We start from the raw sequence: 14,942 nt of genomic DNA on the forward strand, positions 1-14,942 counted from the left end.
CATGGCAATCGTGAAAGTTAAACCGACTTCGCCGGGTCGCCGCGCGATGGTCAAGGTGGTCAACAAGAATCTGCACCAGGGCAAGCCGTACGCGGCACTGCTCGACTCGCAGAGCTCGACCGCCGGCCGTAACAACAACGGCCGCATCACCACGCGTCACAAGGGTGGTGGTCACAAGCAGCATTACCGTATCGTCGATTTCCGTCGCACGAAGGACGGCATCCCGGCAAAGGTCGAGCGTCTCGAATACGACCCGAACCGTAGCGCGAACATCGCGCTGGTGCTCTACGCAGACGGCGAGCGTCGCTACATCATCGCCCCGAAGGGCCTGACCGTCGGCCAACAGCTGATGTCGGGTTCGGAAGCGCCGATCCGTGCAGGTAACACGCTGCCGATCCGCAACATTCCGGTCGGTACGACGATCCACTGCATCGAGATGCTGCCGGGCAAGGGCGCGCAAATGGCGCGTTCGGCTGGCACGTCGGCCATGCTGCTGGCACGTGAAGGCGTCTACGCGCAGGTTCGTCTGCGTTCGGGCGAAATCCGCCGCGTGCACATCGAGTGCCGTGCAACGATCGGTGAAGTCGGCAACGAAGAGCATAGCCTGCGCCAAATCGGCAAGGCTGGCGCGAACCGCTGGCGCGGTATCCGCCCGACGGTGCGTGGCGTTGCGATGAACCCGGTTGATCACCCGCACGGTGGTGGTGAGGGCAAGACGGCTGCAGGTCGCGACCCGGTGAGCCCGTGGGGTACGCCGGCTAAGGGTTACCGCACCCGCAGCAACAAGCGCACGACGACGATGATCGTCCAGCGCCGTCACAAGCGTTAAGGAGTAGGCAATGGCACGTTCTGTAAAAAAAGGTCCGTTCTGCGACGCCCATTTGCTGAAGAAAGTTGAGGCGGCTGCAGCTTCGCGCGACAAAAAGCCGATCAAGACCTGGTCGCGTCGCTCGACGATTCTGCCGGATTTCATCGGCCTGACGATCGCTGTTCACAACGGCCGTCAACACGTTCCGGTGTACATCTCGGAAAACATGGTCGGCCACAAGCTTGGCGAGTTCGCACTGACCCGTACGTTCAAGGGTCACGCGGCCGACAAGAAGGCCAAGAAATAAGGGGCAATCAAGATGGAAGTGAAAGCAATTCATCGCGGTGCCCGCATCTCGGCGCAAAAAACGCGCCTTGTGGCTGACCAGATCCGCGGTTTGCCGGTCGACAAGGCGCTGAACGTTCTGACGTTCTCGCCGAAGAAGGCGGCTGGCATCGTGAAGAAGGTTGTGCTGTCGGCAATCGCGAATGCGGAGCACAACGAAGGCGCTGATATCGACGAGCTCAAGATCAAGAGCATCTACGTCGACAAGGCTGCATCGCTCAAGCGTTTCACCGCGCGCGCAAAGGGCCGCGGTAACCGCATCGAGAAGCAATCCTGTCACATCACTGTGACGGTCGGGAATTAAGGAGCCATACGATGGGACAGAAAATTCATCCGACTGGCTTCCGCCTGGCTGTCAGCCGCAATTGGGCTTCGCGTTGGTACGCGAACAATAACAATTTCGCGGCGATGCTGCAGGAAGACATCGGTGTTCGTGAATACCTGAAGAAGAAGCTGAAGAACGCTTCGGTCGGTCGGGTCGTCATCGAGCGTCCGGCAAAGAACGCGCGCATCACGATTTACAGCTCGCGTCCGGGCGTCGTCATCGGCAAGAAGGGCGAGGATATCGAACAGCTGAAGACGGAACTGCAACGCCGCATGGGCGTGCCGGTTCACGTCAACATCGAAGAAATCCGCAAGCCGGAAACCGATGCGCAACTGATCGCTGACTCGATCACGCAACAGCTCGAGCGCCGGATCATGTTCCGTCGCGCGATGAAGCGTGCGATGCAGAACGCGATGCGTCTGGGTGCCCAGGGCATCAAGATCATGAGCGCAGGCCGTCTGAACGGTATCGAAATCGCTCGTACGGAGTGGTATCGCGAAGGTCGCGTGCCCCTTCACACGCTGCGTGCCGATATCGACTACGCAACCTCGGAAGCGAAGACGACCTACGGGATCATCGGCGTCAAGGTTTGGGTGTACAAGGGCGACACGCTCGGCCGCAATGACGCGCCGGTGGTCGAAGAAGTAGCCGAAGACAAGCGTCCGCGTCGCAATGCGCGTCCGGGCGACCGTCGTCCGCGCCGTGACGGCGAAGGCGGCGCTCCGGGTGCTCGTCGTGGCGCACCGCGCCGTGGCGCCGGCAAGCCCGAAGACGGCAAGACTGGAGAATAACGATGCTGCAACCGAAACGCAGAAAGTATCGTAAAGAGCAGAAGGGTCGTAACACTGGCAAGGCGACGCGCGGCAACGCAGTGTCGTTCGGTGAATTCGGCCTGAAGGCGATCGGTCGCGGTCGTTTGACCGCACGTCAAATTGAAGCGGCGCGTCGTGCAATGACGCGTCACATCAAGCGTGGCGGCCGCATCTGGATCCGGATCTTCCCGGACAAGCCGATTTCGCAAAAGCCGGCAGAAGTGCGTATGGGTAACGGTAAGGGTAACCCGGAGTACTACGTCGCCGAAATCCAGCCGGGCAAGATGCTCTATGAAATGGACGGCGTAACCGAAGAACTGGCACGCGAAGCGTTCCGTCTGGCTGCAGCGAAGCTGCCGCTGAAGACGACGTTCATCGTGCGCCAGCTCGGCGCCTAAGGAGAAAACATGAAGGCTTCCGAACTTCTCCAGAAAGACCAGGCCGCGCTCAACAAGGAGCTGGCGGACCTGCTGAAGGCGCAATTCGGCCTGCGCATGCAACTCGCGACCCAGCAGCTCACGAACACGAGCCAGCTGAAGAAGGTTCGTCGCGACATCGCACGTGTGCGGACCGTCATGACTCAGAAGGCGAACCAGAAATGAACGATAGCGTGAAAACCTCGCTGAAGCGGACGCTGGTCGGTCGGGTCGTCAGCAACAAGATGGACAAGACCGTCACCGTGCTGATCGAGCACCGCGTCAAGCATCCGATCTACGGCAAGTACGTCGTGCGCTCGAAGAAGTACCACGCGCATGATGAAGCGAACACCTGCAACGAAGGCGATCTCGTCGAAATCCAGGAAACTCGTCCTGTTTCGAAGACGAAGGCCTGGACGGTGTCGCGCCTCGTCGAAGCAGCTCGCGTCATCTAAGCGGGCAGAGCAGTTGGCAGTAACAGGCACTTCGCCAAGAAGTGCTTGAAATCGCAAAGTTTTTGCTTGCGTGACCGGGATTATTTGTTATAATCCCGGTCTTCCCTCTTTATGGGAGCCCCGTCGCGGGCGAAGTTGGTGGGGGAAGCGGACTGGCGCCAGCCTGTCCGAAAGATTCACCGAATTGCGATGGCGGGTTTCGTTTGCCGTCGCTGCTGTTCCAACCCAAGCAGCCGATTGGCTGACGGGACCAAGACTGACCGAATGCATCATGGTGGTGCATCCGGATTAAGTTGGGAAAGACAAACCATGATCCAGACCGAATCTCGGCTCGAAGTAGCCGACAACACGGGTGCGCGTGAAGTCATGTGCATCAAGGTGCTCGGCGGCTCGAAGCGTCGTTATGCCGGCATTGGCGACATCATCAAGGTGACCGTCAAAGAAGCAACGCCGCGCGGGCGCGTGAAGAAAGGCGAAATCTACAACGCCGTGGTGGTCCGCACCGCCAAGGGTGTTCGCCGTCAAGACGGCTCGCTGATCAAGTTCGACGGCAACGCCGCTGTGCTTTTGAATAACAAGCTTGAGCCGATCGGCACCCGTATCTTCGGGCCGGTGACGCGTGAGCTGCGTAGCGAACGATTCATGAAGATCGTTTCGCTGGCGCCGGAAGTGCTGTAAGGAGTCGCGATGAACAAGATTCGCAAAGGTGACGAAGTTATCGTCGTCACTGGCAAAGACAAGGGCAAGCGCGGCGTCGTGCTGGCTGTCGGTGCAGAACATGTGACGGTTGAGGGTATCAACCTCGTCAAGAAGCATGTGAAGCCGAACCCGATGAAGGGTACGACGGGTGGCGTGGAAGCGAAGACGATGCCCCTGCATATTTCGAACGTCGCACTGGTCGACGCGAATGGCAAGGCGTCGCGTGTTGGCATCAAGGTCGAGGAAGGCAAGAAGGTTCGCTTCCTGAAGACGACCGGTGCCGTACTGAGCGCCTGACGCAGCGGAGTAAAAAATGGCTCGTTTTCAAGAGTTTTACAAAGAAAAGGTTGTGCCCGGCCTGATCGAGAAGTTCGGTTACAAGTCGGTCATGGAAGTGCCGCGTATCACCAAGATCACGCTGAACATGGGTCTTGGCGAAGCGATCGCTGACAAGAAGATCATCGAGAACGCCGTTGGCGACCTCACGAAGATCGCTGGTCAGAAGCCGGTCGTCACGAAGGCACGCAAGGCAATCGCAGGCTTCAAGATCCGCCAGGGCTACCCGATCGGCGCGATGGTGACGCTGCGTGGTCGTGCGATGTACGAATTCCTCGACCGTTTCGTGACCGTTGCCCTGCCCCGCGTGCGTGACTTCCGCGGTGTGTCGGGCCGTGCTTTCGATGGCCGCGGCAACTACAACATCGGTGTGAAAGAGCAGATCATTTTCCCCGAAATCGACTACGACAAGATCGACGCACTGCGTGGGCTGAACATCAGCATCACGACGACTGCGAAGACCGACGACGAAGCAAAGGCTCTGCTCGCCAGCTTCAAGTTCCCGTTCAGAAACTGAGGTTACCGTGGCTAAACTGGCACTGATCGAACGTGAAAAGAAGCGCGCCCGCCTGGTCGCGAAGTTCGCAGCAAAGCGCGAAGCGCTGAAGGCGATCGTCGAAGACCAAAGCAAGTCGGAAGAAGAGCGCTACGAAGCACGCCTTGAGCTGCAGCAACTGCCCCGCAACGCAAACCCGACCCGCCAGCGTAAACGCTGCGCGATCACGGGCCGTCCGCGTGGCACGTTCCGTAAATTCGGCCTCGCGCGTAACAAGATTCGTGAAATCGCATTCCGTGGCGAGATTCCTGGCCTGACCAAGGCGAGCTGGTAATAGGAGAAACGTAAATGAGCATGAGTGATCCTATCGCCGATATGCTGACTCGCATCCGCAACGCGCAGATGGTCGAGAAAGTATCGGTCGCGATGCCCTCGTCGAAGGTCAAGGTTGCAATCGCGCAAGTCCTGAAGGACGAAGGTTATATCGACGATTTCGCCGTCAAGGCGGAAGGTGCGAAGTCCGAACTGAATATCGCGCTGAAGTACTACGCAGGTCGCCCGGTCATCGAACGCCTCGAGCGCGTGTCGAAGCCTGGTCTGCGCGTGTACCGCGGCCGTAACGACATTCCGCAGGTCATGAATGGCCTGGGCGTGGCAATCGTGTCGACGCCGAAGGGCGTGATGACCGACCGCAAGGCGCGCGCTACCGGCGTCGGCGGCGAAGTCATCTGCTACGTCGCTTAAAGCCGAGGAGAGAGAAACATGTCTCGAGTAGGTAAGAGCCCGATCGCGCTGCAAGGCGCGGAAGTCAAGCTGGCCGACGGTGCAATCACCGTCAAGGGCCCGCTGGGCACCATCACGCAAGCGATCAATCCGCTCGTGAACGTGGCGAACAACGACGGCACGCTGAATCTGTCGCCGGTCGACGAAAGCCGCGAAGCAAATGCACTGTCGGGCACGATGCGCGCGATCATCGCGAATGCCGTGCACGGCGTGACCAAGGGTTTCGAGCGCAAGCTGACGCTGGTTGGCGTCGGTTATCGTGCGCAGGCGCAAGGCGACAAGCTGAACCTGTCGCTGGGTTTCTCGCACCCGGTGGTGCACCAGATGCCGGAAGGCGTCAAGGCTGAAACCCCGACGCAAACCGAAATCGTGATCAAGGGGATCAACAAGCAACAAGTCGGTCAAGTGGCTGCGGAAGTCCGCGGTTACCGTCCGCCGGAGCCCTACAAGGGCAAGGGCGTGCGCTATTCCGACGAGGTTGTGATCCTCAAAGAAACGAAGAAGAAGTAAGGGTGCGCAATCATGGATAAGACTCAATCTCGCCTGCGCCGCGCTCGCCAGACGCGTATCAAGATCGCTGAGCTGCAGGTCGCGCGTCTCGCCGTGCATCGCACGAACACGCACATCTACGCTCAAGTGTTCTCGCCCTGCGGCACCAAGGTGCTCGCCAGCGCGTCGACGCTCGAAGCAGAAGTGCGCGCCGAACTGGCCGACAAGTCGGGCAAGGGTGGCAACGTTAATGCTGCGACGCTGATCGGCAAGCGTATTGCCGAGAAGGCAAAGGCCGCCGGCATCGAATCCGTCGCCTTCGACCGCTCGGGCTTCCGCTACCACGGCCGCGTCAAGGCGCTGGCTGAGGCAGCTCGCGAAGCTGGGCTCAAGTTCTAAGGAAGGAATTCGTCATGGCAAAGATGCAAGCGAAAGTTCAGGCTGACGAGCGCGACGACGGCCTTCGCGAAAAGATGATTTCGGTCAACCGCGTGACCAAGGTCGTGAAGGGTGGCCGTATTCTCGGCTTCGCCGCACTGACCGTGGTCGGCGACGGCGATGGCCGTATCGGTATGGGCAAGGGCAAGGCGAAGGAAGTGCCGGTCGCTGTCCAGAAGGCAATGGAACAAGCTCGCCGCAACATGTTCAAGGTGCCGCTCAAGAACGGCACGCTGCAGCACGAAGTGCACGGCAAGCATGGCGCATCCGCTGTCCTCCTCGCTCCGGCGAAGGCAGGTACGGGCGTGATCGCCGGCGGCCCGATGCGCGCAGTGTTCGACGTGATGGGCGTTCAGAACGTCGTGGCGAAGAGCCACGGTTCGACGAACCCGTACAACCTCGTTCGCGCCACGCTGGACGGTCTGCGCAAGCAGTCGACCCCGGCAGACATCGCGGCGAAGCGCGGCAAGTCCGTCGAAGATATTTTGGGCTAAGCCCGGGTGGTCACCATGTCTGAAAAAACTGTCAAGGTTCAGCTCGTTAAGAGCCTGATCGGGACCCGCGAATCGCACCGCGCGACCGTGCGTGGCCTGGGCCTGCGCCGACTCAACTCGGTTAGCGAGCTGCAGGACACGCCGGCGGTCCGCGGCATGATCAACAAGGTCTCGTACCTCGTTAAGGTCATCGCGTAAGCGGCCCTACGGATCAAGGAGTTGATATGGAATTGAATAACCTGAAGCCGGCCGCTGGCGCCAAGCACGCCAAGCGTCGCGTCGGTCGCGGCATCGGTTCGGGCCTCGGCAAGACGGCTGGCCGTGGTCACAAGGGTCAGAAATCGCGTTCGGGCGGCTTCCACAAAGTCGGTTTCGAAGGCGGTCAGATGCCGCTGCAACGTCGTCTGCCGAAGCGCGGCTTCACGTCGCTGACGAAGGAATTCGTCGGTGAAGTGCGCCTCTCCGACCTCGAGAAGCTGCCGGTCGATGAAATCGATCTGCTCGCACTGAAGCAAGCCGGCCTGGTCGGCGAGCTGACGAAGAGCGCAAAGATCATCGCGACGGGCGAACTGAAGCGCAAGATCGTCGTGAAGGGTCTCGGTGCCACCAAGGGTGCGCGCGCTGCGATCGAAGCGGCTGGCGGTTCGTTCGCCGAGTGACACGCGTAGCGCGTCGTTACTTGCATTCATCGGAGAAGGTACTTGGCTAACAGCCCGAGTCTTGCAAAACCCGGTCGAAGCACGGCGAAATTCGGCGATCTGCGTCGGCGAGCGATGTTCCTGCTCCTGGCGCTGATCGTCTATCGCATCGGCGCGCACATCCCCGTGCCGGGCATCGATCCGGATCAACTGGCGAAGCTGTTCCAGAGCCAGGCGGGCGGCATCCTGGGCATGTTCAACATGTTCTCGGGTGGCGCGCTTTCCCGCTTCACGATCTTTGCGCTGGGGATCATGCCGTACATCTCGGCGTCGATCATCATGCAGTTGCTGGCGATCGTCTCGCCGCAGCTCGAGGCGCTGAAGAAGGAAGGGCAGGCAGGGCAACGGAAGATCACGCAGTACACGCGGTATTTCACCGTGGTGCTCGCGACCTTCCAGGCGTTCGGGATCGCGGCTGCGCTGGAAAACCAGCCAGGCCTCGTGATCGACCCCGGCATGCTGTTCCGACTGACGACGGTCGTGACGCTGGTTACCGGTACGATGTTCCTGATGTGGCTGGGTGAGCAGATCACCGAGCGTGGTCTTGGTAACGGCATCTCGATCATCATCTTCGGCGGGATCGCAGCAGGGTTCCCGAATGCCGTCGGTGGGTTGTTCGAGCTGGTGCGCACGGGTTCGATGAGCATCATTTCGGCGATCATCATCGTCGTTCTGATTGCTGCGGTGACTTACCTGGTCGTGTTCATCGAACGCGGTCAGCGCAAGATCCTCGTGAACTACGCGAAGCGCCAGGTCGGCAACAAGATCTACGGTGGCCAGTCGTCGCACTTGCCGCTGAAGCTGAACATGTCGGGCGTGATTCCGCCGATCTTCGCATCGTCGATCATCCTGTTCCCGGCCACGATTCTCGGCTGGTTCAGCACGGGTCAGCCGTCGGGAAGCTGGATCTCCAACACGTTGCATAACGTCGCGGAGGCGCTGAAGCCGGGCCAGCCGGTCTATGTGCTGCTGTACACGCTGGCGATCGTGTTTTTCTGCTTCTTCTACACCGCATTGGTGTTCAACAGCAGGGAAACCGCGGACAACCTGAAGAAGAGCGGCGCGTTTGTTCCGGGCATTCGTCCGGGCGATCAGACCGCACGATATATCGACCGTATCCTCACGCGTCTGACGCTGGCGGGTGCGATCTACATCGTCTTCGTCTGTCTGCTGCCGGAATTCCTGGTGCTGCGCTGGAACGTGCCGTTTTATTTTGGTGGAACGTCGCTGCTGATCATTGTCGTCGTCACGATGGACTTCATGGCGCAGGTGCAGTCGTACGTTATGTCGCAACAGTATGAGTCGCTGCTCAAGAAGGCAAACTTCAAGGGCGGCAACATCCCAATGCGTTAATTAAGGACTATGGCCAAAGACGATGTAATCCAGATGCAAGGTGAGGTGATCGAAAACCTCCCGAATGCGACCTTCCGTGTGAAGCTGGAAAACGGCCATGTCGTGTTGGGGCATATCTCCGGGAAGATGCGGATGCACTACATCCGCATCCTGCCAGGCGACAAGGTGACGGTTGAATTGACGCCTTACGATCTGTCGCGTGCGCGGATCGTGTTCCGGGCGAAGTGATTTGAAAAAAGGGTATTATCATGAAAGTGATGGCATCGGTTAAGCGCATTTGCCGCAATTGCAAGATCATCAAGCGCAAAGGCGTCGTTCGCGTGATCTGCAGCTCGGATCCGCGCCACAAGCAGCGCCAAGGCTGACCGCGCGTTTGTTTGCGCTTTTTGTTTGAGGAAAAACAATGGCTCGTATCGCAGGGGTTAACATCCCGAATCACCAGCATACCGAGATCGGCCTGACGGCAATCTTCGGTATCGGCCGCACGCGCTCGCGCAGCATCTGCACGGCAGCTGGCGTGGAATTCTCGAAGAAGGTCAAGGACCTGACCGACGCAGACCTCGAAAAGCTGCGTGAAGAAGTGGGCAAGTTCATCGTCGAAGGCGATCTGCGCCGTGAAGTGACGATGAACATCAAGCGCCTGATGGACCTCGGTTGCTACCGTGGTGTTCGTCATCGCAAGGGCCTGCCGATGCGCGGTCAGCGTACGCGTACGAACGCACGTACCCGCAAGGGTCCGCGTCGTGCAGCGCAAGCGCTGAAGAAGTAAGCGGAACTGACAGTTACAGGAAAACGTAATGGCTAAGGCTTCGAATACCGCGGCGCAACGCGTTCGCAAGAAGGTTAAGAAGAACGTCGCTGAAGGCGTGGTTCACGTTCACGCGTCGTTCAACAACACGATCATCACGATCACCGATCGCCAGGGCAATGCACTGGCATGGGCGACGTCGGGCGGCCAGGGCTTCAAGGGCTCGCGCAAGTCGACGCCGTTCGCTGCTCAGGTTGCTGCTGAGTCGGCCGGTCGCGTGGCGATGGAATATGGCGTGAAGAATCTGGAAGTGCGGATCAAGGGCCCGGGCCCGGGTCGTGAGTCGGCAGTGCGTGCACTGCATGGCCTCGGCATCAAGATCACCGCGATTTCGGACGTCACCCCGATTCCGCACAACGGCTGCCGTCCGCCGAAGCGCCGTCGTATCTAAGAATGTGCTGGCACGTTCGTGCTGGCACATTTGCCTGTCGCCGCGTAGCGTCGACGGGCGTTGCTTTTTTGATTGACTAAGCCCACCGTTCGCCCCAAAGGGCGCGAACTAGCGCGGATTTCGATCCGCGTGACTGATTGATAAAGGAATGCAAAGTGGCACGTTATATCGGCCCCAAGGCCAAGCTGTCCCGCCGTGAAGGCACCGACCTGTTCCTGAAGAGCGCGCGCCGCTCGCTCGCCGACAAGTGCAAGCTCGACAGCAAGCCGGGTCAGCACGGCCGTATCTCGGGCGCACGTACGTCCGACTATGGTACGCAGCTGCGTGAAAAGCAAAAGGTCAAGCGCATTTACGGCGTCCTGGAGCGTCAGTTCCGCCGTTACTTCGCTGAAGCCGACCGTCGCAAGGGCAACACGGGTGAAAACCTGCTGCAACTGCTCGAGTCGCGTCTCGACAACGTCGTGTATCGCATGGGCTTCGGCTCGACCCGCGCTGAGGCGCGTCAGCTGGTGAGCCACAAGTCGATCACCGTGAACGGCGTCGTCGCAAACGTGCCGTCGCAGCAAGTGAAGGCGGGTGACGTCGTCGCGATCCGCGAAAAGGCGAAGAAGCAGGCGCGTATCGTCGAAGCGCTGTCGCTGGCCGAGCAAGGCGGCATGCCGAGCTGGGTTGCAGTCGATGCGAAGAAGTTCGAAGGCACGTTCAAGCAAATGCCGGAACGCGCTGACATCGCAGGCGACATCAACGAAAGCCTGATCGTCGAATTGTATTCGCGTTAATCCGATTGACGGCCGAGGTACCCCGATTGCGTTATGCAAGGGGGGGCCTCGGCTGTTTATTTTCTGGTTGTTACCGGTCAGCCTTATCGGTGTAACGAGCCGAGGGTATTGAAAAGGAAAGCCCATGCAAACCAGTTTGCTGAAACCCAAGATCATCGCCGTGGAATCGCTGGGCGAGAACCACGCGAGGGTGGTCATGGAACCGTTCGAACGCGGTTACGGCCACACCTTGGGCAATGCGCTTCGCCGCGTGCTGCTGTCGTCGATGGTTGGCTACGCGCCGACCGAAGTGACGATCGCAGGCGTGGTGCACGAGTACTCGACGCTTGATGGCGTGCAAGAAGACGTCGTCAACCTGCTGCTGAACCTGAAGGGCGTGGTGTTCAAGCTGCATAACCGTGACGAAGTGACGGTTACGCTGCGCAAGGAAGGCGAAGGCGTCGTCACGGCCGGCGATATCGAGCTGGCTCACGATTGCGAAGTCATCAACCCGAATCACGTGATCGCGCATCTGTCGAAGGGCGGCAAGCTCGACGTTCAGATCAAGATCGAGAAGGGTCGCGGTTATGTGCCGGGCAACGTCCGTCGCTACGGCGAAGACACGGCCAAGATCATCGGCCGCATCGTCCTCGACGCATCGTTCTCGCCGGTTCGCCGCGTGAGCTACGCGGTCGAAAGCGCACGTGTCGAGCAGCGTACCGACCTCGACAAGCTCGTGATGAACATCGAGACGAGCGGCGTGATCACGCCGGAAGAAGCGATCCGTCAATCGGCCCGCATCCTGGTCGACCAGCTGTCCGTGTTCGCGGCGCTGGAAGGCACGGAAACGGCCGCCGAGGCACCGTCGCGCGCACCGCAGATCGATCCGATCCTGCTGCGTCCGGTGGACGATCTCGAGCTGACGGTTCGTTCGGCGAACTGCCTGAAGGCCGAGAACATCTACTACATCGGCGACCTGATCCAGCGCACGGAAAACGAGCTGCTGAAGACGCCGAACCTCGGTCGCAAGTCGCTCAACGAGATCAAGGAAGTGCTCGCTTCGCGCGGTCTCACGCTGGGCATGAAGCTCGAAAACTGGCCGCCGGCTGGTCTCGACAAGTAAGCCCGGTTGTTGCTGTAGTTGGCAAAGATGCGGATTTTCCTTTAAAATCCGCATCTTGCTTTTTTCGTTACCGGCCCGTGCACCCCAGCGGTGCGATAGAAGAGCTGGATCAAAACTTTGAATCAAGGAAACTGAAATGCGCCATCGTCATGGTCTGCGGAAACTGAACCGCACGAGCAGCCACCGTCTGGCTATGCTCCGTAACATGTCCAACTCGCTGATCGAGCACGAAGTCATCAAGACGACGCTGCCGAAGGCGAAGGAACTCCGTAAAGTCGTCGAGCCGCTGATCACGCTCGGCAAGAAGCCGTCGCTGGCAAACCGTCGCCTGGCGTTCAACCGCCTGCGCGATCGTGACTCGGTGGCGAAGCTGTTCGACGTGCTCGGTCCGCGTTTCGCGAACCGTCCGGGCGGCTACCTGCGCGTGCTGAAGTTCGGCTTCCGCGTCGGCGACAACGCACCGATGGCACTGGTCGAGCTGCTCGATCGTCCGGAAGTCGACGAAACGGAAAACGTGCAAGAAGCCGAGTAAGCTTCCAGTACGCAGCAGTATCTGAAAAGGGCCGAGCGATTGCTTGGCCCTTTTTGTTTTTTGTCGTGCCGCGGGCTGCGAAAGATTGTCGCAGCCCGCGGCCGGCAGTGTCGCGCGGGCTGCGCTACGATACGGAACTGTCGGCACGGGCCCTCGATGGGCGAATCGTGGCGGCGGAAGCCGGTAAAAACCAGCCAGGAGGGCGCGTATGGTGGTGGTGTTGATGCTCACGACGGTGCCGGATGCGGCGACGGCTGCGGCGCTCGCCGACGGCGCGCTCGATGCGCGGCTTGCCGCGTGCGTGTCGGAACTCGGTGCGATCAAGTCGCGCTACCACTGGCAGGGCAAGGTCGAGACGGCCGACGAGATCCAGTTGCTGTTCAAGACGAGCCCCATGCGCTCGCTCGAACTGGAGCGATTTATTCTCGCGCATCATCCTTACGAGACGCCGGAAGTCGTCTCGTGGCAGGCGACGGCTTCGGCCGCGTACGGCCAGTGGGTGACCAGCGAAACTCAACGTCTATTTCATGTTTAACGGTATGGCGCTTTCCGTGCGCGTGCGCGCGCTGCGGGTCCTCGCAGTCCTGTTGTCGTTCATGTTCATGCTGGCCGGCGTGTCGGTCGCGCGCGCGGCCGACGATTTTCTCGATCCGTCGGTCGCATTCAAGTTCAGCGCGAGCGAGTCGCCGGGGCAGGTGGACGTCCGCTTCAAGGTCGCCCATGGCTATTACCTGTACCGCGAGCGGTTCGCGTTCGCTGTGAAGGGCGGGCAGGTGACGCTCGGCGATCCGCAGTTCCCGGCCGGTCACGTGAAGTTCGACCAGACGTTCCAAAAAGAAGTCGAGACCTATCGCGACGAGGTCGTGATTCACGTGCCGGTCAAGCAGGCGGCGGGACCGTTCGAGCTCGCGGTGACGTCGCAGGGATGCGCCGACGAAGGGATCTGCTATCCGCCCGCGGAGCACGTCGTGAAGGTCGACGGCGCGGCGCTGGGCGCGGCCGCGCCGGCCGACGGCGCACCGGCCTCGGGCAACTGGTTCGACAAGGTCACGAGCGCGGATTTCGCGCAGTCGCTGCTCGAGGGGCACGGCTTCTTCACGATCGTCGCGCTGTATTTCGTCGCGGGCGTCGTGCTGAGTCTCCTGCCCTGTTCGTATCCGATGATTCCGATCGTGTCCGCGATCATCATCGGCCAAGGCACGCGGGCGACGCATGCGCGCGGCTTTGCGCTGTCGCTGACGTACGTGGTCGGCATGGCGCTCGTCTATACGGTGCTGGGCATCGCGGCGGCGCTGGTTGGCCAGAGCCTTGGCGCGTGGTTGCAGAACCCGTGGGTGCTCGGCGCGTTCGGCGTACTGCTCACGGCATTCGCAGTGTCGCTGATTTCCGGCAAGGACATCGCGTTGCCCGAGCGCTGGCAGAACGGCGCGGCCGAAGCTTCGCGCGCGCGGCAGGGCGGTCACTTCGTCGCGGTCGCGGCGATGGGCGCGTTGTCCGCGCTGGTCGTCGGCGCATGCATGACGGCGCCGCTGTTCGCGGTGCTCGCGTTCATCGCGCACACCGGCAATGCGTGGCTCGGCGGTGCTGCCCTGTTCGCAATGGGACTGGGGCTCGGCGTGCCGCTGCTCGTCGTTGGCGTCGGTGCCGGCACGGTGCTGCCGCGCGCGGGCGCATGGATGGATGGCGTGAAGGTGTTCTTCGGCATCGTGCTGCTCGCGGCCGCGCTGTGGATCGTGTGGCCAGTGCTCGCGGGCGGGCTGAAGATGGTGCTCGCTGCGTTGTGGCTGCTCGTCGCCGCTGCGGCGCTCGGCCTGTTCACGCCGCATGCCGGCGCCGCGTCGATCTGGCGCCGACTCGGTCGTGGCCTCGGTGCGGCGCTCGCGATCTGGGCCGCGACGCTGCTCGTCGGGCTCGCGGCGGGCTCCAACGACCCCGTGAAGCCGCTGGCCGTACTCGCGACGCGCACGGTTGCGTCGGGCGATGCGTCGGCAGCCGGGCAGGCGGGCCCCGCGTTCGCGTCGGTGCGCTCCAGCGGCGAACTCGACGCGCTGCTGAAGACGTCGGGCCGGCCCGTGATGCTCGACTTCTACGCCGACTGGTGCGTGAGCTGCAAGGAAATGGAGCATCTGACGTTCACCGATTCGCGCGTGCAGGCGCGGCTCGCGCAGCTTCACCTGGTGCGCGCGGATGTCACCGCGAACAATCCGGACGACCAGGCGCTCCTCAAGCGCTTCAACCTGTTCGGGCCGCCGGGCATCATCTTCTTCGATCGCAACGGCAACGAAATCGGCCGCGTGGTCGGCTATCAGGCGGCCGAGACGTTCCTGCGCAGCCTCGATCGCGCAGCGGTGCCGACGGTGTAAGGCGCGCGCGCCGCCGCACA

The 14,942-nt window shown here is 61.0% G+C and carries 27 protein-coding genes; all 27 read left to right on the plus strand.

From position 1 onward, the window contains the following. Position 1 precedes the first annotated feature (1 nt). The 27 genes from rplB (at position 2) to dsbD (ending at position 14,922) form a co-directional block, all read left to right on the plus strand. Positions 2-829 carry a 50S ribosomal protein L2 gene (rplB, locus tag BTE28158_RS12600; RefSeq protein ID WP_034209733.1) on the plus strand — a complete coding sequence of 276 codons (828 nt, stop codon included), beginning with the start codon at positions 2-4 and terminating at the stop codon, positions 827-829. Between the two features lie 10 nt (positions 830-839). Next, positions 840-1,115: a 30S ribosomal protein S19 gene (gene rpsS, locus BTE28158_RS12605; RefSeq protein WP_004199273.1), complete on the plus strand. Its 276-nt coding sequence runs from the start codon at positions 840-842 to the stop codon at positions 1,113-1,115. 12 nt (positions 1,116-1,127) lie between these two features. Further along, on the plus strand, positions 1,128-1,457 hold the full coding sequence (rplV, locus tag BTE28158_RS12610) for a 50S ribosomal protein L22 (protein ID WP_004199272.1): 330 nt from the start codon (positions 1,128-1,130) through the stop codon (positions 1,455-1,457). An 11-nt stretch (positions 1,458-1,468) separates the two neighbouring features. Further along, positions 1,469-2,269 carry a 30S ribosomal protein S3 gene (gene rpsC, locus BTE28158_RS12615; RefSeq protein WP_006482899.1) on the plus strand — a complete coding sequence of 267 codons (801 nt, stop codon included), beginning with the start codon at positions 1,469-1,471 and terminating at the stop codon, positions 2,267-2,269. 2 nt (positions 2,270-2,271) lie between these two features. Next, on the plus strand, positions 2,272-2,688 hold the full coding sequence (gene rplP, locus BTE28158_RS12620) for a 50S ribosomal protein L16 (protein WP_059468475.1): 417 nt from the start codon (positions 2,272-2,274) through the stop codon (positions 2,686-2,688). A gap of 9 nt (positions 2,689-2,697) precedes the next feature. After that, positions 2,698-2,892, plus strand: coding sequence for a 50S ribosomal protein L29 (rpmC, locus tag BTE28158_RS12625; protein ID WP_006400652.1), 195 nt, complete (start codon positions 2,698-2,700; stop codon positions 2,890-2,892). Next, on the plus strand, positions 2,889-3,161 hold the full coding sequence (gene rpsQ / locus BTE28158_RS12630; protein ID WP_006752928.1) for a 30S ribosomal protein S17: 273 nt from the start codon (positions 2,889-2,891) through the stop codon (positions 3,159-3,161). Before rpmC ends, rpsQ begins: the two co-directional genes overlap by 4 nt. 309 nt (positions 3,162-3,470) lie before the next feature. Continuing rightward, positions 3,471-3,839, plus strand: a complete 369-nt coding sequence (gene rplN / locus BTE28158_RS12635) for a 50S ribosomal protein L14 (RefSeq protein WP_006752929.1) — start codon at positions 3,471-3,473, stop codon at positions 3,837-3,839. A 9-nt stretch (positions 3,840-3,848) separates the two neighbouring features. Next, positions 3,849-4,157: a 50S ribosomal protein L24 gene (gene rplX, locus BTE28158_RS12640; protein WP_006477187.1), complete on the plus strand. Its 309-nt coding sequence runs from the start codon at positions 3,849-3,851 to the stop codon at positions 4,155-4,157. Between the two features lie 16 nt (positions 4,158-4,173). Continuing rightward, on the plus strand, positions 4,174-4,713 hold the full coding sequence (gene rplE / locus BTE28158_RS12645; RefSeq protein WP_006482882.1) for a 50S ribosomal protein L5: 540 nt from the start codon (positions 4,174-4,176) through the stop codon (positions 4,711-4,713). 7 nt (positions 4,714-4,720) lie between these two features. Continuing rightward, complete coding sequence (gene rpsN / locus BTE28158_RS12650; RefSeq protein ID WP_151048394.1) at positions 4,721-5,026, plus strand: 30S ribosomal protein S14; 306 nt, start codon at positions 4,721-4,723, stop codon at positions 5,024-5,026. Positions 5,027-5,040: 14 nt separating this feature from the next. Beyond that, positions 5,041-5,436, plus strand: a complete 396-nt coding sequence (gene rpsH, locus BTE28158_RS12655) for a 30S ribosomal protein S8 (RefSeq protein WP_006477185.1) — start codon at positions 5,041-5,043, stop codon at positions 5,434-5,436. 18 nt (positions 5,437-5,454) lie between these two features. Further along, positions 5,455-5,985: a 50S ribosomal protein L6 gene (gene rplF, locus BTE28158_RS12660; protein ID WP_006758786.1), complete on the plus strand. Its 531-nt coding sequence runs from the start codon at positions 5,455-5,457 to the stop codon at positions 5,983-5,985. Positions 5,986-5,997: 12 nt separating this feature from the next. After that, entirely contained in the window at positions 5,998-6,363 is a 366-nt protein-coding gene (gene rplR, locus BTE28158_RS12665; protein WP_006477183.1) for a 50S ribosomal protein L18, read from the plus strand. 14 nt (positions 6,364-6,377) lie between these two features. Next, positions 6,378-6,896 (plus strand): 30S ribosomal protein S5, encoded by a 519-nt coding sequence (gene rpsE, locus BTE28158_RS12670; protein WP_006752931.1) that lies wholly within the window; start codon positions 6,378-6,380, stop codon positions 6,894-6,896. 15 nt (positions 6,897-6,911) lie between these two features. Continuing rightward, complete coding sequence (gene rpmD / locus BTE28158_RS12675; protein ID WP_006400644.1) at positions 6,912-7,094, plus strand: 50S ribosomal protein L30; 183 nt, start codon at positions 6,912-6,914, stop codon at positions 7,092-7,094. Between the two features lie 26 nt (positions 7,095-7,120). Further along, a complete protein-coding gene (rplO, locus tag BTE28158_RS12680) occupies positions 7,121-7,555 on the plus strand; it encodes a 50S ribosomal protein L15 (protein WP_006477180.1) in 435 nt (144 codons plus the stop codon). A gap of 42 nt (positions 7,556-7,597) precedes the next feature. Then, positions 7,598-8,947 (plus strand): preprotein translocase subunit SecY, encoded by a 1,350-nt coding sequence (gene secY, locus BTE28158_RS12685; RefSeq protein ID WP_006400642.1) that lies wholly within the window; start codon positions 7,598-7,600, stop codon positions 8,945-8,947. A 9-nt stretch (positions 8,948-8,956) separates the two neighbouring features. After that, positions 8,957-9,175: a translation initiation factor IF-1 gene (gene infA, locus BTE28158_RS12690; protein ID WP_004521905.1), complete on the plus strand. Its 219-nt coding sequence runs from the start codon at positions 8,957-8,959 to the stop codon at positions 9,173-9,175. Positions 9,176-9,195: 20 nt separating this feature from the next. Further along, entirely contained in the window at positions 9,196-9,312 is a 117-nt protein-coding gene (gene rpmJ, locus BTE28158_RS12695; protein WP_004199844.1) for a 50S ribosomal protein L36, read from the plus strand. A 38-nt stretch (positions 9,313-9,350) separates the two neighbouring features. Continuing rightward, complete coding sequence (rpsM, locus tag BTE28158_RS12700) at positions 9,351-9,716, plus strand: 30S ribosomal protein S13 (protein WP_039323572.1); 366 nt, start codon at positions 9,351-9,353, stop codon at positions 9,714-9,716. A 28-nt stretch (positions 9,717-9,744) separates the two neighbouring features. Continuing rightward, positions 9,745-10,146, plus strand: a complete 402-nt coding sequence (gene rpsK, locus BTE28158_RS12705; protein WP_004197937.1) for a 30S ribosomal protein S11 — start codon at positions 9,745-9,747, stop codon at positions 10,144-10,146. A gap of 155 nt (positions 10,147-10,301) precedes the next feature. Next, the gene (gene rpsD, locus BTE28158_RS12710; protein WP_124599313.1) at positions 10,302-10,925 is read left to right on the plus strand and encodes a 30S ribosomal protein S4; all 624 of its coding nucleotides are present in this window, start codon (positions 10,302-10,304) and stop codon (positions 10,923-10,925) included. Between the two features lie 124 nt (positions 10,926-11,049). Continuing rightward, on the plus strand, positions 11,050-12,027 hold the full coding sequence (locus BTE28158_RS12715; RefSeq protein ID WP_006477176.1) for a DNA-directed RNA polymerase subunit alpha: 978 nt from the start codon (positions 11,050-11,052) through the stop codon (positions 12,025-12,027). A 136-nt stretch (positions 12,028-12,163) separates the two neighbouring features. After that, entirely contained in the window at positions 12,164-12,559 is a 396-nt protein-coding gene (gene rplQ, locus BTE28158_RS12720) for a 50S ribosomal protein L17 (protein WP_006477175.1), read from the plus strand. A gap of 208 nt (positions 12,560-12,767) precedes the next feature. Beyond that, the gene (gene cutA, locus BTE28158_RS12725; RefSeq protein WP_059599777.1) at positions 12,768-13,094 is read left to right on the plus strand and encodes a divalent-cation tolerance protein CutA; all 327 of its coding nucleotides are present in this window, start codon (positions 12,768-12,770) and stop codon (positions 13,092-13,094) included. Continuing rightward, a complete protein-coding gene (gene dsbD, locus BTE28158_RS12730; RefSeq protein WP_151048393.1) occupies positions 13,087-14,922 on the plus strand; it encodes a protein-disulfide reductase DsbD in 1,836 nt (611 codons plus the stop codon). Before cutA ends, dsbD begins: the two co-directional genes overlap by 8 nt. Positions 14,923-14,942 lie beyond the last annotated feature (20 nt).

The sequence above is a fragment of the Burkholderia diffusa genome (assembly GCF_902499115.1).
Lineage (GTDB): Bacteria > Pseudomonadota > Gammaproteobacteria > Burkholderiales > Burkholderiaceae > Burkholderia > Burkholderia diffusa.

What these genes read in the sequence shown, in the direction of transcription:
- rpsM (WP_039323572.1), top strand. Translation starts at nt 9,351, where the DNA reads ATGGCTCGTATCGCAGGGGTTAACATCCCGAATCACCAGCATACCGAG.
- rpsK (WP_004197937.1), top strand. Translation starts at nt 9,745, where the DNA reads ATGGCTAAGGCTTCGAATACCGCGGCGCAACGCGTTCGCAAGAAGGTT.
- rplN (WP_006752929.1), top strand. Translation starts at nt 3,471, where the DNA reads ATGATCCAGACCGAATCTCGGCTCGAAGTAGCCGACAACACGGGTGCG.
- rpsS (WP_004199273.1), top strand. Translation starts at nt 840, where the DNA reads ATGGCACGTTCTGTAAAAAAAGGTCCGTTCTGCGACGCCCATTTGCTG.
- rplQ (WP_006477175.1), top strand. Translation starts at nt 12,164, where the DNA reads ATGCGCCATCGTCATGGTCTGCGGAAACTGAACCGCACGAGCAGCCAC.
- rplE (WP_006482882.1), top strand. Translation starts at nt 4,174, where the DNA reads ATGGCTCGTTTTCAAGAGTTTTACAAAGAAAAGGTTGTGCCCGGCCTG.
- rplX (WP_006477187.1), top strand. Translation starts at nt 3,849, where the DNA reads ATGAACAAGATTCGCAAAGGTGACGAAGTTATCGTCGTCACTGGCAAA.
- rpmD (WP_006400644.1), top strand. Translation starts at nt 6,912, where the DNA reads ATGTCTGAAAAAACTGTCAAGGTTCAGCTCGTTAAGAGCCTGATCGGG.
- dsbD (WP_151048393.1), top strand. Translation starts at nt 13,087, where the DNA reads ATGTTTAACGGTATGGCGCTTTCCGTGCGCGTGCGCGCGCTGCGGGTC.
- rpmJ (WP_004199844.1), top strand. Translation starts at nt 9,196, where the DNA reads ATGAAAGTGATGGCATCGGTTAAGCGCATTTGCCGCAATTGCAAGATC.
- rpsQ (WP_006752928.1), top strand. Translation starts at nt 2,889, where the DNA reads ATGAACGATAGCGTGAAAACCTCGCTGAAGCGGACGCTGGTCGGTCGG.
- cutA (WP_059599777.1), top strand. Translation starts at nt 12,768, where the DNA reads ATGGTGGTGGTGTTGATGCTCACGACGGTGCCGGATGCGGCGACGGCT.
- rplP (WP_059468475.1), top strand. Translation starts at nt 2,272, where the DNA reads ATGCTGCAACCGAAACGCAGAAAGTATCGTAAAGAGCAGAAGGGTCGT.
- rplO (WP_006477180.1), top strand. Translation starts at nt 7,121, where the DNA reads ATGGAATTGAATAACCTGAAGCCGGCCGCTGGCGCCAAGCACGCCAAG.
- BTE28158_RS12715 (WP_006477176.1), top strand. Translation starts at nt 11,050, where the DNA reads ATGCAAACCAGTTTGCTGAAACCCAAGATCATCGCCGTGGAATCGCTG.
- rplR (WP_006477183.1), top strand. Translation starts at nt 5,998, where the DNA reads ATGGATAAGACTCAATCTCGCCTGCGCCGCGCTCGCCAGACGCGTATC.
- rpsE (WP_006752931.1), top strand. Translation starts at nt 6,378, where the DNA reads ATGGCAAAGATGCAAGCGAAAGTTCAGGCTGACGAGCGCGACGACGGC.
- rplV (WP_004199272.1), top strand. Translation starts at nt 1,128, where the DNA reads ATGGAAGTGAAAGCAATTCATCGCGGTGCCCGCATCTCGGCGCAAAAA.
- rplF (WP_006758786.1), top strand. Translation starts at nt 5,455, where the DNA reads ATGTCTCGAGTAGGTAAGAGCCCGATCGCGCTGCAAGGCGCGGAAGTC.
- rpsC (WP_006482899.1), top strand. Translation starts at nt 1,469, where the DNA reads ATGGGACAGAAAATTCATCCGACTGGCTTCCGCCTGGCTGTCAGCCGC.
- rpsH (WP_006477185.1), top strand. Translation starts at nt 5,041, where the DNA reads ATGAGCATGAGTGATCCTATCGCCGATATGCTGACTCGCATCCGCAAC.
- infA (WP_004521905.1), top strand. Translation starts at nt 8,957, where the DNA reads ATGGCCAAAGACGATGTAATCCAGATGCAAGGTGAGGTGATCGAAAAC.
- rpmC (WP_006400652.1), top strand. Translation starts at nt 2,698, where the DNA reads ATGAAGGCTTCCGAACTTCTCCAGAAAGACCAGGCCGCGCTCAACAAG.
- rplB (WP_034209733.1), top strand. Translation starts at nt 2, where the DNA reads ATGGCAATCGTGAAAGTTAAACCGACTTCGCCGGGTCGCCGCGCGATG.